At 68.2% G+C, this 14,107-nt stretch carries 13 protein-coding genes; 5 read left to right on the forward strand and 8 right to left on the reverse strand.

From position 1 onward, the window contains the following. Positions 1–235: 235 nt before the first annotated feature. Both uvrB and K9U41_RS10275 read right to left on the reverse strand, forming a co-directional pair. A complete protein-coding gene (gene uvrB / locus K9U41_RS10270; protein WP_282640745.1) occupies positions 236–2,836 on the reverse strand; it encodes an excinuclease ABC subunit UvrB in 2,601 nt (866 codons plus the stop codon). 47 nt (positions 2,837–2,883) lie between these two features. Next, the gene (locus K9U41_RS10275; protein ID WP_282640746.1) at positions 2,884–3,381 is read right to left on the reverse strand and encodes a hypothetical protein; all 498 of its coding nucleotides are present in this window, start codon (positions 3,379–3,381) and stop codon (positions 2,884–2,886) included. Between the two features lie 361 nt (positions 3,382–3,742). On the opposite strand from K9U41_RS10275, the gene K9U41_RS10280 reads away from it, so the two are divergent. Beyond that, entirely contained in the window at positions 3,743–4,105 is a 363-nt protein-coding gene (locus K9U41_RS10280; RefSeq protein ID WP_282640747.1) for a DMT family protein, read from the forward strand. An 18-nt stretch (positions 4,106–4,123) separates the two neighbouring features. Here the strand turns inward: K9U41_RS10280 and K9U41_RS10285 are convergent, their stop codons facing one another. The 4 genes from K9U41_RS10285 to K9U41_RS10300 form a co-directional block, all read right to left on the reverse strand. Further along, a complete protein-coding gene (locus K9U41_RS10285) occupies positions 4,124–5,488 on the reverse strand; it encodes an 8-oxoguanine deaminase (RefSeq protein WP_282640748.1) in 1,365 nt (454 codons plus the stop codon). 141 nt (positions 5,489–5,629) lie between these two features. Further along, positions 5,630–6,715 carry a PQQ-dependent sugar dehydrogenase gene (locus tag K9U41_RS10290; RefSeq protein WP_282640749.1) on the reverse strand — a complete coding sequence of 362 codons (1,086 nt, stop codon included), beginning with the start codon at positions 6,713–6,715 and terminating at the stop codon, positions 5,630–5,632. Between the two features lie 166 nt (positions 6,716–6,881). Continuing rightward, positions 6,882–7,244 (reverse strand): hypothetical protein, encoded by a 363-nt coding sequence (locus K9U41_RS10295; RefSeq protein ID WP_282640750.1) that lies wholly within the window; start codon positions 7,242–7,244, stop codon positions 6,882–6,884. 183 nt (positions 7,245–7,427) lie between these two features. After that, positions 7,428–8,051, reverse strand: coding sequence for a glutathione S-transferase family protein (locus K9U41_RS10300; protein WP_282640751.1), 624 nt, complete (start codon positions 8,049–8,051; stop codon positions 7,428–7,430). Positions 8,052–8,349: 298 nt separating this feature from the next. On the opposite strand from K9U41_RS10300, the gene K9U41_RS10305 reads away from it, so the two are divergent. The 4 genes from K9U41_RS10305 (at position 8,350) to K9U41_RS10320 (ending at position 11,599) form a co-directional block, all read left to right on the forward strand. Next, positions 8,350–9,552, forward strand: coding sequence for a pyridoxal phosphate-dependent aminotransferase (locus tag K9U41_RS10305; RefSeq protein WP_282640752.1), 1,203 nt, complete (start codon positions 8,350–8,352; stop codon positions 9,550–9,552). A 135-nt stretch (positions 9,553–9,687) separates the two neighbouring features. Continuing rightward, positions 9,688–10,161: a DUF992 domain-containing protein gene (locus K9U41_RS10310; protein ID WP_282640753.1), complete on the forward strand. Its 474-nt coding sequence runs from the start codon at positions 9,688–9,690 to the stop codon at positions 10,159–10,161. 242 nt (positions 10,162–10,403) lie between these two features. After that, entirely contained in the window at positions 10,404–10,910 is a 507-nt protein-coding gene (locus K9U41_RS10315) for a DUF992 domain-containing protein (protein WP_282640754.1), read from the forward strand. Positions 10,911–11,179: 269 nt separating this feature from the next. Next, the gene (locus K9U41_RS10320) at positions 11,180–11,599 is read left to right on the forward strand and encodes a DUF992 domain-containing protein (protein ID WP_282640755.1); all 420 of its coding nucleotides are present in this window, start codon (positions 11,180–11,182) and stop codon (positions 11,597–11,599) included. A 22-nt stretch (positions 11,600–11,621) separates the two neighbouring features. Here K9U41_RS10320 and msrP read toward each other — a convergent pair whose 3' ends face one another. Together msrP and K9U41_RS10330 are read right to left on the reverse strand one after the other, a co-directional pair. Further along, entirely contained in the window at positions 11,622–12,587 is a 966-nt protein-coding gene (gene msrP / locus K9U41_RS10325) for a protein-methionine-sulfoxide reductase catalytic subunit MsrP (protein ID WP_282640756.1), read from the reverse strand. A gap of 181 nt (positions 12,588–12,768) precedes the next feature. Beyond that, positions 12,769–14,067 carry an alanine racemase gene (locus K9U41_RS10330; protein WP_282640757.1) on the reverse strand — a complete coding sequence of 433 codons (1,299 nt, stop codon included), beginning with the start codon at positions 14,065–14,067 and terminating at the stop codon, positions 12,769–12,771. Between the last annotated feature and the right edge of the window lie 40 nt (positions 14,068–14,107).

The following is a 14,107-nucleotide window of genomic DNA, read 5'->3' on the forward strand; positions in this document are numbered from 1 at the left end:
GGGCACTGGCTATCGGCCGCCTCGCCATCGGCCGCGCCCGCATCCGCCGCCTGGAGATCGACGAACTGGTGGTCGGCAAGATCATCCACCGGCGCCGGCGCTAGAGCAATTCCAGCAAATGCGCGAAGCGGTTTTGCGTCCGGAATTGCGACGAAACAAAGGTTTAGAGCATGTTCGGCGAACCGGTGTTTGCCGAACATGCTCTAGGTCATCCCACCGTCTGGAAGGCGAAGGCTCACCCCTTCGTCCGCCGTCCGCCCTTCCGGTAGCCCTTGGTTCCGGGATCGGGGCGCGGGCCGGGGCGGAAGGTGTCTTCCGTGACCGGCACGGCCCGGTCGGAGCCGGGGCCCATGTCGTCGAGGGAGGGCTTGTGGGCACGGGTGACCGGCGCGGCATAGGCCGCCTGTTCCTCGCCCATGCCCTCGCTATCGGGTTCAACGCGCGGCTTGCGCCCCGCCCCGCGACCGCGCGGCAAGAGCTTGCCGGCGTCTTCCTTCGGCGGCAGGTTGGCCGCCTTGCCGTATTTGCGCGGACCGCGGAAACCGCCGGACTTGTCCTCCACCGCCTCCTGGCGGGCGAGGGGATCGTCGGCCACCGCAAGCTCGGTGGCCTCCAGCCGGCGGATCTCGTCGCGCAGGCGGGCGGCGGTCTCGAAGTCGAGGTCGGCGGCGGCGGCGCGCATGCGCTTCTCCAGATCCGCCATCACCGCCTTGAGGTTGTGGCCGAAGGCCGCCCCCTCCTCCGCGAGGCCCGCGTCCACCTGCACGTGGTCGCGCTCGTAGACCGAGTTGAGGATGTCGCCGATGGCCTTCTTCACGCTCTCCGGCGTGATGCCGTGCTCGACATTGTAGGCCATCTGCTTGTCGCGCCGGCGGGAGGTCTCCGCCATGGCCCGCTCCATGGAGCCGGTGACCCGGTCGGCATAGAGGATGACCCGCCCGTCCACGTTGCGGGCGGCGCGGCCGATGGTCTGCACCAGCGAGGTCTCCGAGCGCAGGAAGCCTTCCTTGTCCGCGTCCAGGATGGCCACCAGCCCGCACTCGGGGATGTCGAGGCCCTCGCGCAGCAGGTTGATGCCGATGAGCACGTCGAACGCCCCGAGCCGCAGGTCGCGGATGATCTCGATGCGCTCGATGGTGTCGATATCGGAATGCATGTAGCGCACGCGAATGCCGTGCTCGTGCAGATATTCGGTGAGGTCCTCGGCCATGCGCTTGGTGAGCACGGTGACCAGCGTGCGGTAGCCCTTGGCCGCGAAGGCGCGCACCTCGCCCAGCAGGTCGTCCACCTGGGTGCGGGCGGGGCGCACCTCCACCGGCGGGTCGATGAGGCCGGTGGGGCGGATCACCTGCTCCACGAACACGCCGCCGGTCTTCTCCATCTCCCAGGTGCCGGGGGTGGCGGAGACATGGACGGTCTGCGGCCGCATGGCCTCCCATTCCTCGAAGCGCAGCGGGCGGTTGTCCATGCAGCTGGGCAGGCGGAAGCCGTATTCCGCCAGCGTCGCCTTGCGGCGAAAGTCGCCGCGATACATGGCGCCGATCTGCGGCACGGTCACATGGCTCTCGTCGATGAAGACCAGGGAATTGTCCGGCACATATTCGAACAGGGTGGGCGGCGGCTCGCCGGGCTTGCGGCCGGTGAGCCAGCGCGAATAATTCTCGATGCCGGCGCAGCTGCCGGTGGCTTCCATCATTTCGAGGTCGTAGCGGGTGCGCTGCTCCAGCCGCTGGGCCTCCAGCAGGCGGCCCATCTTGTACAGCTCGTCGAGGCGCATCTTCAGCTCGGCCTTGATGCCGGTGATGGCCTGGATCAGGGTCGGGCGCGGGGTGACGTAGTGGGAAGCGGCGTAGACGCGCACGCTCTTCATGTCGCCGCTCTTGTGGCCGGTGAGCGGGTCGAACTCGGCGATGCTCTCCACCTCGTCGCCGAACAAAGAGACCCGCCAGGCGCGATCCTCATAATGGGCGGGGAAGATCTCCACGCTGTCGCCGCGCACCCGGAAGGTGCCACGGGCGAAATCCGACTGGATGCGCTTGTATTGCAGGGCCACGAGATCGGCGAGCAGGCCGCGCTGGTCGATGCGCTCGCCCACCTTGATGTCGAAGGTCATGGCCGAATAGGTCTCGACCGAGCCGATGCCGTAGATGCACGACACCGAGGCGACGATGATCACGTCGTCGCGTTCCAGCAGCGACCGGGTCGCCGCATGGCGCATGCGGTCGATCTGCTCGTTGATGGAGGATTCCTTCTCGATATAGGTATCGGTCCGGGGCACATAGGCTTCCGGCTGGTAGTAATCGTAGTAGGAGACGAAATATTCCACCGCATTGTCGGGGAAGAAGCTCTTGAACTCGCCATAGAGCTGGGCCGCCAGCGTCTTGTTGGGCGCGAGCACGATGGCGGGGCGCTGCAGTTTCTCGATCACCTTGGCCATGGTGAAGGTCTTGCCCGAGCCGGTGACGCCCAGCAGCACCTGGTCGCGCTCCCCCGCCTGCGCCTGCGCGCACAGCTCGGCGATGGCCGCGGGCTGGTCGCCGGCGGGCTCGAAATCGCTCTTCATGATGAAGCTGACGCCGCCCTCGGACTTCTCCGGGCGCGGCGGGCGATGGGGCACCCAGGTCTGGCCGTTGACCTCCGGCCGCCCGCTCTCGATCAGCTGCGACAGCGCCTGCACCGTGGCGGACGCGCCGGCGGACGCGAAGTCGAGGGCGAGGTCCCCGGGGGCGAGCCCGAGGGACTGTGCAAGTTCAGGATCGAGCGCCTGCTGGGGCGCCGGCTCGAAATGACGCTGGGAGCGCTCTCCGAGCTTACCGGGACGGGATGCTTTGGCCATGGTGGGAATATGGGCCGTCGATCCCGCCCCCGCAACGCGCCGCCACGTCAGCGCGCGACGGTTTCGACCGCGCCGACCAGTTGCCGGCCGCTGAAGGAGACATTGTAGGTCCGCTTCAACTCCGCCTTGGCCTTGGGCTCCAGCGCCTTGAGCTTCAGGGCAAGATCGGCCGAGAAAAGTCCGTCGCGCTTCACGCCAAACTGCACGTCGCCGACGTAGACGGCCAGCACCTGATAGATGGTGCGGGACCCGCGATCCGCCGTATAGGCCCCCTGACATCCACTGCGCGCCATGAAGCGGGCGAACACCGCTCGCCCCTCCTCGTCCGAGATCGAGCGCTTCACCACATTGGTGAGCTTCAGCTCGAAATAGTCGGAGAATGAGCCCTGCAGGTCCGCCGAGAGGACGGAGGCCCGGATACCCGAAACACTTCCGCTGGCGGCGAAGCTCGACATGAGGTCGATGTCGGCCACGGTGCTCTCCGGCTGGAAGGAGATGGTCTGCAGCAGGCTGTCCGGCACGTTGCACATCAGGCGCAGAGACACGGGACCGCTTCGGTTGAAGCCCGGCCGTTCGGGCGCGGTATAGAGCGCGGCAGTCCGAATGCCGGACTCCGGCGGCACCAGCGCACGCGCTCCAAAGGGCAGGCCGCCACAGCCGGCCAAAGCGAAGCAAACACCGAGCGCCAACCCGGATCGCGCAACATACATCCCCATGATTGCCCCCAATCAATAATTCCCTCTAAAGTTGCACATAATTCCAGCGCCCGGTCAATCGCAACCTCAGGTCGCGCGATCGGGTCGGACAGGGCGCGCCGGAGACGGGAGGCAAAGCGGCGATTGGACCCGAGCGCTGCGGTCGGCTAACGGCGTGGGACACAGTCCTGTTCGAATGGATCGCCGCCCCATGCCCTCCTTCACCACCCTCCTGCCGCCTCAAATCCTCCCCATCGTGATGCTCGTCGCCTCCAACGTCTTCATGACGTTCGCGTGGTATGGGCATCTCAAGCACAAGTCGTCGCCGCTGGTGCTCGCGATCCTGGCCAGCTGGGGCATCGCCTTTTTCGAGTATTGCCTCGCCGTTCCGGCCAACCGCTTCGGCTCTGCGGTCTATTCCACGGCCCAGCTGAAGACCATGCAGGAGGTCATCACCCTCCTCGTCTTCGCCGGCTTCTCGGTGCTCTACCTGAAGGAGCCGCTGGGCTGGAACCACCTTGTGGGGTTCGTCTTCATCTCGGCCGGGGCCTTCTTCATCTTCCACAAGTTCTGAGCGGCGGCCCTCCCGCCCTCAGGACGGCGCCAGCGCCACCAGTTCGGCGGCAAACGCATTGTGCCGCCGCACGGTCGACGGCACGTCGATGGTGAGCAGGCGGCCGTCGCGCACCACCACACGGCCGTTGATGACGCTCACGCTCACCTGCTGCGGCGCGCAGAACAGGAGCGCCGCCACCGGATCGTGCAGCGCCCCGGCATAGGCCAGCGCGGACATGTCGAAGGCGACGAAATCCGCCGCCATGTCCGGGGCCAGCGCGCCGATGTCGTCCCGCCCCAGCACCCGCGCGCCGCCCAGCGTCGCCAGCTCCAGCGCCGTGCGCGCGCTCATGGCATCCGGCCCGCAGGCGACGCGCTGGAGCAGCATGGCCTGGCGCGCCTCGGCCAGAAGATGGCCGCCGTCGTTGGAGGCGGAGCCGTCCACCCCGAGGCCCACCGGGATGCCCTCCGCCCGGAACCGCTTCACCGGCGCGATGCCCGAGGCCAGCCGCATGTTTGAGCACGGGCAATGGGCGATTCCGGTGGAGGTCGCGGCGAACAGGGCGATGCCTGCCTCATCCAGCTTCACGCAGTGGGCGTGCCACACGTCCGGCCCCACCCAGCCCAGCTCGCGCACATATTCGGTGGGGCCCATGCCGAAGGTCTTGTGGGAGAAGGCGATGTCCGAATCGTTCTCGGCGAGATGAGTGTGCAGGGTCAGGCCGTTGACGCGGGCGAGGCGGGCCGTGTCCCGCATCAGGTCGTGGCTCACGGTGAAGGGCGAGCACGGCGCCAGCACCACCCGCAGCATGGAGAAGCGGGCGGGGTCGTGATAGGCGCCGATGAGGCGCTCGGCGTCCTTCATCACGAAGCCCTCATCCTCCACCACCCGGTCGGGGGGCAGTCCGCCCTTGCTCTCGCCCACGCTCATGGAGCCGCGGGCGGCGTGGAAGCGCATGCCGATCTGCCGCGCGGCGCGGATGGAATCATCCAGCCGCACCCCGTTGGGATAGATGTAGAGGTGGTCCGACGAGGTGGTGCAGCCGGAGAGGATCAGCTCCGCCATGGCGGTCAGGGTCGCCGTCTCCACCATCTCGCCGGTCAGCCCGGCCCACAGCGGATAGAGCGCGCGCAGCCAGTCGAACAGCTCGCCGTCCTGCGCCGCCGGCACCGCGCGGGTCAGGCTCTGCACCATGTGGTGGTGGGTGTTGACGAGGCCGGGGATCACCACATGGCCGGCCAGGTCGATGATCTCGTCGGCCTGCGCCGGCAGGTCGGCGGCGCGCCCCACCGCGACGATGCGCCCGTCCTCCGCATAGAGCCCGCCGCCCGGGATCTCCCGGCGCTCTCCATCCATGGTGACGAGGACGAGGGCGTTGCGGGCAAGCAGCGTCTGGGCCATGGGATCTCCGCGGAACAGGGCGCCCGGCGTGGGGAGCCAGGCGCCATCGGCGACCCGATGTTAGGGGTGATAACGCCCTAAAGGAATCCCGTCGGCGGCCCTCACTCGGTGACCCTCACTCGGTCCCCTCACTTGGTCCTCTCACTTGGCGGCAGCGGGCACCACGCGCAGGATCTCGCCGGTGTCGTCGGTGGCGAGCCACAGCGCCCCGTCCGGCCCCTGCCGCACGTCGCGGATGCGCTTGCCCAGCGGCAGGCGCTCCTCGCCGGTGACGGCGCCGTCGCGGATCTTCACCTCCACCAGCGCCTGCCCCGCCAGCGCACCGACGAAAAGCTGGCCCTTGAAGGCGGGCAGCAGGTCGGCGGAATAGAAGGCGGCGCCCGAGGGGGCGATGGAGGGATCCCAATAGAACAGGGGCTGTTCCATCCCCTCCTTGCGCGGGCCGACGCCGATCTTCGCGCTGGAATAATGCCGGCCATAGGCGATGACGGGCCAGCCGTAATTCCTGCCCGCGTCCGGCCGATTCACCTCGTCGCCCCCGCGCGGGCCATGCTCCACGGTCCACAGCCGGCCGGTGGATGGCTCGATGACGCCGGCCTGCACGTTGCGATGGCCGTAGCTGAAGATCTCCGGTCGCGCGCCGGGACGGTTCCGGAAGGGATTGTCGGCCGGAATGCCGCCGTCCGGGGCGATGCGCACCACCTTGCCGAGGGTGGTGGACAGGTCCTGCGCCTTGTCCATCAGGTCGAAGCGATCGCCCAGCGTCACGAACAGCATGCCGTCCGGCGCGAACACGAGGCGGGAGCCGAAATGGTTGCCGCCGGAATGGGCCGGCTGCTGGCGGAAGATCACCTGCAGGTCGGTGAGCCGGGTAAGGTCCTCCGACAGGCGCCCGCGCGCCACGGCGGTGGCCGCCCCGTCCGGACGCGGCTCGGCATAGCTCAGATAGATCAGGCGGTTGCTGGAGAAGGCGGGGTCCAGCGCCACGTCCAGCAAGCCGCCCTGCCCCCGCGCCGCCACATCGGGCACGCCGGCGATGGGCGCGCCGAGCTTTCCGGCGGCATCAACCACGCGCAGCCGCCCGTCCCGCTCGGTCACGAGGAGCCGGCCATCGGGGAGGAAGGCGAAGGCCCAAGGGTGTTCCAGCCCTTTGGCAAAGGGCACCACGCGCACCTCTTCGCCGGCGAAGCGCCTGGGCGCGCCAGCCTCATCGGCAGCGAAGGCCATGGCGCCGGCGACAAGGAGACCGAGGACCGCGAGGACGGCAAGGACCGCGCGACGGCCCGGCCGGGGCAAGGAGGCGCGTCGACGCTGATGGCGCCGCACAAGCGCATCCCGCACATTCGGTGGGAGGGCCTGAAACCGTGGGTCGGGTCGAAGCTGCATCGCCGGCTCAGCGCGGCCGGCGGGACGGCTCGACATCACGGGCCACACCTGATCTGGCACGGGAGAGGCGCTGCGCCCCACGGCGGCCGACCAGCAGGACAGCGCCGACCATGGCAAAGCCGAGCAGGATCACGGAATTGTCCATCACCCCGTTGACGATGAGCTGGCTGGCCGCTGCCGCGTGCTCCGCGCTTAGCACGAAGGCGACGGCGCCGATGGCGAGCATGAGCGCGAAGGTCAGGGCGGCCTGGGCCAGCGCGTCGCCCACCTTGTGGTCGCGCACGGCACGGGCAAGCATTTCCGGATCAGCCGACGAAACGCCCGCGCCCAGACGATCAAGCCGCCCCAGGGTGAAGTGCCCAACGTCCATGTCACACCGTCCGGACATGATAATCTCGCTCAAGTAGAACGCACCCGACCAACGTCGACGATTGCGAATCAGTTCCGCCGATACCAATGAGCGTGGACAGGAATCGTGGCGCGACCGCGGCTTGGCTTTTGCACATCGTGGCAGGATGATGTCGAACGCTCACAGAACCGCGATCCATCCCCGCTATGCTGCCGCGACAGACGGCCGCCATTCCATGTCCACATGGTCGGGCTCCGCCGCAACCCGCGCCAGCCAGGCCCGCACGGCGGGGAAGCCCTGCAACGAGAAGTCGCCCTCCTCGGCCACGTGGGTGTGGGCATAAAGCGCCATGTCGGCGATGGTGAGGGTCGCGCCCACGAAGAAGCGACGGCCGGCAAGATGGCGCTCCATCACCTTGAGGGCGGCGTAGCCCTCCTCCATCCAGCGATCCACGTCGTGGGTCCGCAACTCCCGCCCGCCCCGCACCTGCCGGAGCCAGAACCGCGCCGCGGCGATGCCGGGCTCGTGACTGTGCTGCTCGAAGAACATCCAGCGCAGCACCTCCGCCCGGTCGAAGGCATCAGTGGGCAGAAAGCGGGTGCCCTCCGCCAGGTAGAACAGGATGGCATTGGACTCGGCGAGGAACCGCCCGTCCACCTCCAGCAGCGGCACCCGCCCTTCCGGATTGCGGGCGAGGAATTCCGGGGTGCGATTCTCGCCGGCGAAGATATCCACCTCCACCAGACGGAACGGCCGGCCGAGCTGCGCCAGCATCAGGCGCGCCTTGTAGGAATTGCCCGAGGCCTGGGTGGAATAGAGCGTCAACACCCGTCCCCTCCCCGAAATCCAAGGCATTTCAAAGCGATCAGCGCATGGCGCGCGCCGATCGAGCTTGGCTTTCGCGACTTCATGTGGCCCGCCCGTTGGGCTGCCGCAAGGGCCGCGCGCGATCCATGGCGATTCATCACGCGCGCGTGCCGCAATATTCAAGATCCTTGCTTGTTTGCGGGCGGCGGCTGAACTAGTGTCCGCGCCGCGTCGGCAGGAGCCGGCCGCGATCCTGCCACATGCCCAGCCCGCGCCGCCTGTGCCTCGTGCGGCCGGGCGCGTCCGGAGCCCAAAGGCCATGAGCCTCATCTCGTCCGCACTGAAGCGCATCAAGCCCTCCCAGACCATCGCCATCTCCAACAAGGCGCGGGAGCTCAAGGCGGCCGGGCGGGACATCATCGCGCTCTCCGCCGGCGAGCCGGACTTCGACACCCCCGAGAACATCAAGGAAGCGGCCATCGCCGCCATCCGCCGGGGCGAGACCAAGTACACGGCGGTGGACGGCATCCCCGAGCTGAAGGCCGCCATCTGCCGCAAGTTCAAGCGCGAGAACGACCTCGACTACAAGCCCGCGCAGGTCACGGTGGGCACCGGCGGCAAGCAGGTGCTGTTCAACGCCCTGGTCGCGACGGTGGATGCCGGCGACGAGGTGCTGATTCCCGCGCCCTACTGGGTGAGCTATCCGGACATCGTGGAATTCTGCGGCGGCAAGCCGGTGCCGGTGATGACCACCATCGAGGACAACTTCAAGCTGCGTCCCGACGTGCTGGAAGCCGCCATCACCCCCAAGACCAAGTGGCTCATCTTCAATTCGCCGTCCAATCCCTCGGGCGCGGCCTATTCCTTCGACGAGCTGAAGGCGATCACCGATGTGCTGGTGAAGTATCCCCAGGTGTGGATCCTCACCGACGACATGTACGAGCACCTGGTCTACGACGACTTCAAGTTCGTGACCCCCGCCCAGGTGGAGCCCAGGCTCTACAACCGCACGCTGACCATGAACGGCGTGTCGAAGGCCTATTGCATGACGGGCTGGCGCATCGGCTACGCGGCCGGTCCCGAGGCCCTCATCAAGGCCATGGGCACGCTGCAGTCCCAGTCCACCTCCAACCCCTCCTCCATCGCCCAGTGGGCGGCCCTGGAGGCGCTGGACGGGCCGCAGGATTTCATCGCCGCCAACAACGCGGTGTTCAAGGAGCGCCGCGACCTGGTGGTGTCCATGCTGAACCAGGCGAAGGGCCTTCACTGCCCCAAGCCCGAGGGCGCCTTCTACGTCTTCCCGTCCTGCGCCGGCACCATCGGCAAGACCACGCCCGGCGGCGTCACCATCGCCAACGACGAGGACTTCACCACCCAGTTGCTGGAGGCGGAAGGCGTTGCCGTGGTGCATGGTTCGGCCTTCGGCCTCGGCCCGGCATTCCGCATTTCCTATGCCACCGCCACGTCGGACCTTGAGGAAGCCTGCCGGCGCATCCAGCGCTTCTGCGGCTCCCTGAGCTGAAAGCCGGCACAGGGCTTGAAAAAAGGAACTTGTGCCCGTTTGAAGCGTTGGCGCAGCAGTGAAGTCTGGGCTAAGGCTTCGCCGTCGTCGGGTGCAGGGATCAACCCGCCCGCTTCCCACAGGAGGAACGACATCATGAAGACTGTTTTCAAGGCCGGCCTTGCGGCTGCCGCCCTTCTCGCCGTCGGCGCCGTGCCTGCTTCCGCCCAGTCCCGCGTCCAGGTGGGCACGCTGAGCTGCAACCTCGCGCCGAACGTGAGCTTCGTCCTCGGCTCCGTGCGTGAGATGAGCTGCAGCTTCCTGCCGTCCTCGCGCAGCGCCAAGGCCGGCACCTATCAGGGCGTGACCCGTCGCTTCGGCCTCGACCTCGGCTTCAGCTCCTCCGGCCGCATGGTGTGGGCCGTGTTCGCCCCCACCGCCGTGGTCGGCCGCGGTGCCCTCAGCGGCACCTATGTGGGCGCCTCCACCAACGCCTCGTTCGGCGTCGGCCTCGGCGCCAACGTGCTGGTGGGCGGTTCGTCCAACACCATCGCCCTGCAGCCGCTCTCCGTCGAAGGCCAGACCGGCGTCAACCTCGCCCTCGGCGTCTCCGACCTGACCCTGCGCTGATTCGGCCGCGCCCGCGGCAGAACGGCCCCAAAAGCGCGTTCCGCTGCGATCGCGACGCAGCCCTGGACGGACAATGCGCCCCCGACCGATGGTCGGGGGCGCATTCATTTTCGAACCTTCCCAACACCTTGCGGGCACGCCCGCTGCGCCATCCTCCCGACCGCGCCATGCCCCTGCGCAGGGCCGTTGCACGCCGATCGCGCGCAACGTACCTCTGCACACGCCGCAACCCGGGGGACCTCATGCGCGCTTCCTTCGCCGCCGTTTCCGCCTTCGCCATCGCTCTCGCCGCCGTGCCGGCGACCGCCCAGACGCCGCCCGCCCCGATCACTCCCAAGGTCCAGTCGGGCATGCTGGTGTGCAAGGTGGCGCCGTCCATCGGCTTCATCCTCGGCTCCCTGCGCGAGATGGGCTGCGAGTTCCGCGACACCAGCGTGCAGCCCTATGTGGTGAAGTCCCGCTACAAGGGCACCATCGCGCGCTTCGGCATCGACATCGGCGCGCTCGCCGCCGACACCCTCGCCTGGGCGGTGTTCGCCCCGTCCGCGACCGTGGCCCCCAGCGACATTGCCGGCAGCTATGTGGGTGTCTCCGTGGATGCGGCCTGGACCATCGGCGGCGGCACCAACATCCTGCTCGGCGGCTCCGCCAACCAGATCGCCCTTCAGACCGTCTCGGTGGAAGGCATGGTCGGGGCGGACATCGCCGCCGGCGTTGCCGACCTCACCCTGGTGCTGCTTCCCAACTGAGGTCGGCCCGGACCAAGTGCCGGCAGGGCGCTGGCTTTTTCGCCAGCGCCCTGCCGGCTTCATGAAAAAGTCGGATCTTGGGCGCCAGAATCACCTTTGTCGGATCGCGCAGGCGGTCTGAAGCATCGACCTTGTTGCGGGGGTCCCGAATGTCTCACCTTCTCGCCCGGCGGATGATTCCGGGCGCTGTCGCCGTGTCCTGCATCGCGGCTTCCTGCATCGCGTTTTCCTGCGTCGCTATTCCTCGCGGGGCCCTGGCGGGTGCCGCCATGCCGCAGGTCTCCGCCGGGCTGCTGGAATGCCGGGGCGAGTTCGCCACCGGCTACGGCTTCGGTTCTTCCCGGAAGGTGCGCTGCGAGTTCCGCCCCTCCATGGGGATGAACCATTATTATGCCGGCACCCTCGACCGCGTCGGCCTCGATTTCGGCATCTCCGACCAGGCCAGCATGCTGTGGGCGGTGCTCGCCACCTCGCCGCAGGTGGCGGTGGGGGCGCTGGCCGGCACCTATGTGGGCCTGTCGACCGGCTTCTCCCTGGGTCCGGGCTTCTCGGCCAACATGCTCGCCTCGCAGGATGCCACCCGCCAGGTGACGCTGCAGCCCATCAGCATCTCCTCCGACAGCGGCCTCAGCGTCTCCATCGCCGGTGCCACCCTGACGCTCGCCCCCTCCGCCGCCACCCCCCAGTGACGCCGGGGCGGAGTAATCTGCTTCAAAACCAGATCTTTTCCGTCTCCCGTCCGGCATAGAGACCGGCGACGTACTCGCCATAGCCGTTGAACAATTCGGTGGTCCGGCGGTTGCCGGTGGCGATGTCTTCCTCGCTCGCCTGGCTCCAGCGGGGGTGCGGCACCTTGGGATTCACATTGGCCCAGAAGCCGTATTCGGCGCCCTGCACTTCCTCCCAGAAGCTCAGGGGCTGCTTGTCCGTGAAGGTGAAGCGGACGATGCCCTTGATGGATTTAAACCCATATTTCCAAGGTGTTACCAGCCGCAGCGGCGCACCGAACTGGCCCGGCGCCGGCTTGCCGTAGACGCCGGTGACAAGGAAGGCCAGTTCGTTGGTGGCCTCGGCCAGGGTCAGGCCCTCCACATAGGGCCACGGATAGCGGAAATCCTTTTGATTGGACGCGACTTTCGGGTTCAGGAAGGTTTCCATCCGCACATATTTCGCGCCGGCCTTGGGACCTGCCAGCGCCACCAGATCCTTCATGGGAAAGCCGGTCCACGGCACCGCCATGGACCAGGCCTCCACGCAGCGGTGGCGGTAGAGCCGCTCCTCCAGTTGCACCTTCTTCAACAGGTCGTCGATGCCCATTTCCTGCGGGTTGTCCACCAGCCCGTCGATCTTCACCAGCCACGGCCGGCGCTCGAAGCGGGTCATGGAGGGGGCCACGTTCTTGGCGTAGCTGAATTCGTAATAATTGTTGACGGTGCTGGACTTGGCCTCCGGCGTCACCGGCCGCTCCAGGGTGTAGCGCGGGTTCTGCCGGGCCGGGTAGAGGCTGGCCGAGGGGTCCGGCAGGTCGCCGACGCGCTGGGCCGCCGCCGGGCCCGCAAGGCCCGATGCCACCAGCATCGCACCGGCGCCCATCAGCTCCCGGCGGGAGAGATAGAGGCGTTCCGGCGTCGCCGCTGATTCGGGAATTTCCCAGCCCCGCCTGCGTCGAATAAGCATGCTGTGTCCTCCAATGGCGGCGGAGGATCGCGGCGGCGCCCCCTTGGGGCAATTCAAACGGGCGTGTTCTCGATCACCGTTGCGGGTTCGGACGGTTCGCCGGCATCGGCGACTTCCAGTTCGGATTGAGACCGAGGGGAGACGCTCGCGCGCCGCGCGGGCTTGGCCGGCCACCGCCGGCTCACTCCTCCACGCCCCCGCGGCGCTCGGGCTCGGCGAAGCCCTCCGGCGCGTCGCCGGCCTCGAACGGCGTCTCCACTTCCACGAAGGTGTCCGGATAAAACCCGTTGAAGCGGGTGCGCAGGGACAGGGAATAGGCGCCGATGTGGCCGATCTCGATCCAGTCGCCGGTGTCCACGCTCTCGGGCAGGTAGAAGGGGCGCGACAGCACGTCCACGCTGTCGCAGGTGGCGCCATAGATGCGGAACGGCTCGATGCGGCTGCTCCCCGAGGCGCCCCGCCCCGGACGCCGGCGGCGGGCGGGATCGGGAATGTGCCGCACCGGCAAAAGGATCTTCCCGGTCCACGAATCCGACAGGGACGACCACACCCCGTCATTGATGTAGAGCCGCTGCCCCTTCTTCAAGAGCACCCGCACGATGACCGAGAAGGACCGCGCCACGATCACCCGCCCCGGCTCGGCCACCAGCGGCGTGCCGGCAAAGCCGTGCCGCTCCACCGCGCCCATGAGGCCGGAAATGATGTCGGCGAGCGGCGGCATGGGCGGCGCCGGACGGCGCGGGTTGTGGGCATAGGTGGCGGGAAAGCCGCCGCCCACGTCGAGGGCGACGATGGGCACCCCCGCCGCGGCGCGCACCTCGGCCGCCACCGCCACCGCGCGGGCATAGGTGTCGGGGTCCTCCACCTGGCTGCCCACGTGGAAGCACAGGCCACACGTGATGCCGATGCCGTGGATGCGCTGGAGCAGTTCCGCCGCGTGGCCCGGTGCCGCGCCGAATTTCTTGGACAGCTCGTAGGCGGCATCCCCCTTGGAGGCGATGCGCACGAACAAGGTGAGGTCTTCCGGGTCCAGATCCAGCGCGCGCACGATGCGCACGATCTTGGCCACCTCGTCCTCATGGTCGAGGGCGGTCGAGCGGATGCGGTAGTGCTCCAGGGCAAGGCGGATGTCCGACTGCGCCTTCACCGGATGCATATAAAGCAGCTCCGCCCCGGGCGCGGCGGCGCGGGCGGCGGCGAACTCGGCGGGGCTGGCGACGTCGAAGGCGGAAATGCCGGCCCTGGCCAGCACGTCCAGCACCATGGGCTCGCCATTGGTCTTCACCGCATAGGCGGTCTTGCCGGGAAAGGCGTCGAGGAAGGCCCTGGCATCGGCGGCCAGCACATGGGGACGGAAGCAATAGACCGGCTGGTCCGGCCTCAGCTCCAGCGCCGCCTCCCGCCCGGAGGCAAAGCGCGGCGCGGCGATGGCGGCGGGGGGCGCGGAGGACGGCGCGATGGCAAAGCGGGACTGCGACATGAACCCTCCCGGTCGGCCGGCGGATGATGAGTCGGAGCCT

This window comes from Xanthobacter autotrophicus, assembly GCF_029991245.1.
Classification (GTDB): Bacteria; Pseudomonadota; Alphaproteobacteria; order Rhizobiales; family Xanthobacteraceae; genus Xanthobacter; species Xanthobacter autotrophicus_C.

What these genes read in the sequence shown, in the direction of transcription:
- K9U41_RS10330 (WP_282640757.1), bottom strand. Translation starts at nt 14,067, where the DNA reads ATGTCGCAGTCCCGCTTTGCCATCGCGCCGTCCTCCGCGCCCCCCGCC.
- K9U41_RS10285 (WP_282640748.1), bottom strand. Translation starts at nt 5,488, where the DNA reads ATGGCCCAGACGCTGCTTGCCCGCAACGCCCTCGTCCTCGTCACCATG.
- K9U41_RS10320 (WP_282640755.1), top strand. Translation starts at nt 11,180, where the DNA reads ATGCCGCAGGTCTCCGCCGGGCTGCTGGAATGCCGGGGCGAGTTCGCC.
- msrP (WP_282640756.1), bottom strand. Translation starts at nt 12,587, where the DNA reads ATGCTTATTCGACGCAGGCGGGGCTGGGAAATTCCCGAATCAGCGGCG.
- K9U41_RS10290 (WP_282640749.1), bottom strand. Translation starts at nt 6,715, where the DNA reads ATGGCCTTCGCTGCCGATGAGGCTGGCGCGCCCAGGCGCTTCGCCGGC.
- K9U41_RS10305 (WP_282640752.1), top strand. Translation starts at nt 8,350, where the DNA reads ATGAGCCTCATCTCGTCCGCACTGAAGCGCATCAAGCCCTCCCAGACC.
- K9U41_RS10295 (WP_282640750.1), bottom strand. Translation starts at nt 7,244, where the DNA reads ATGGACGTTGGGCACTTCACCCTGGGGCGGCTTGATCGTCTGGGCGCG.
- K9U41_RS10315 (WP_282640754.1), top strand. Translation starts at nt 10,404, where the DNA reads ATGCGCGCTTCCTTCGCCGCCGTTTCCGCCTTCGCCATCGCTCTCGCC.
- uvrB (WP_282640745.1), bottom strand. Translation starts at nt 2,836, where the DNA reads ATGGCCAAAGCATCCCGTCCCGGTAAGCTCGGAGAGCGCTCCCAGCGT.
- K9U41_RS10310 (WP_282640753.1), top strand. Translation starts at nt 9,688, where the DNA reads ATGAAGACTGTTTTCAAGGCCGGCCTTGCGGCTGCCGCCCTTCTCGCC.
- K9U41_RS10280 (WP_282640747.1), top strand. Translation starts at nt 3,743, where the DNA reads ATGCCCTCCTTCACCACCCTCCTGCCGCCTCAAATCCTCCCCATCGTG.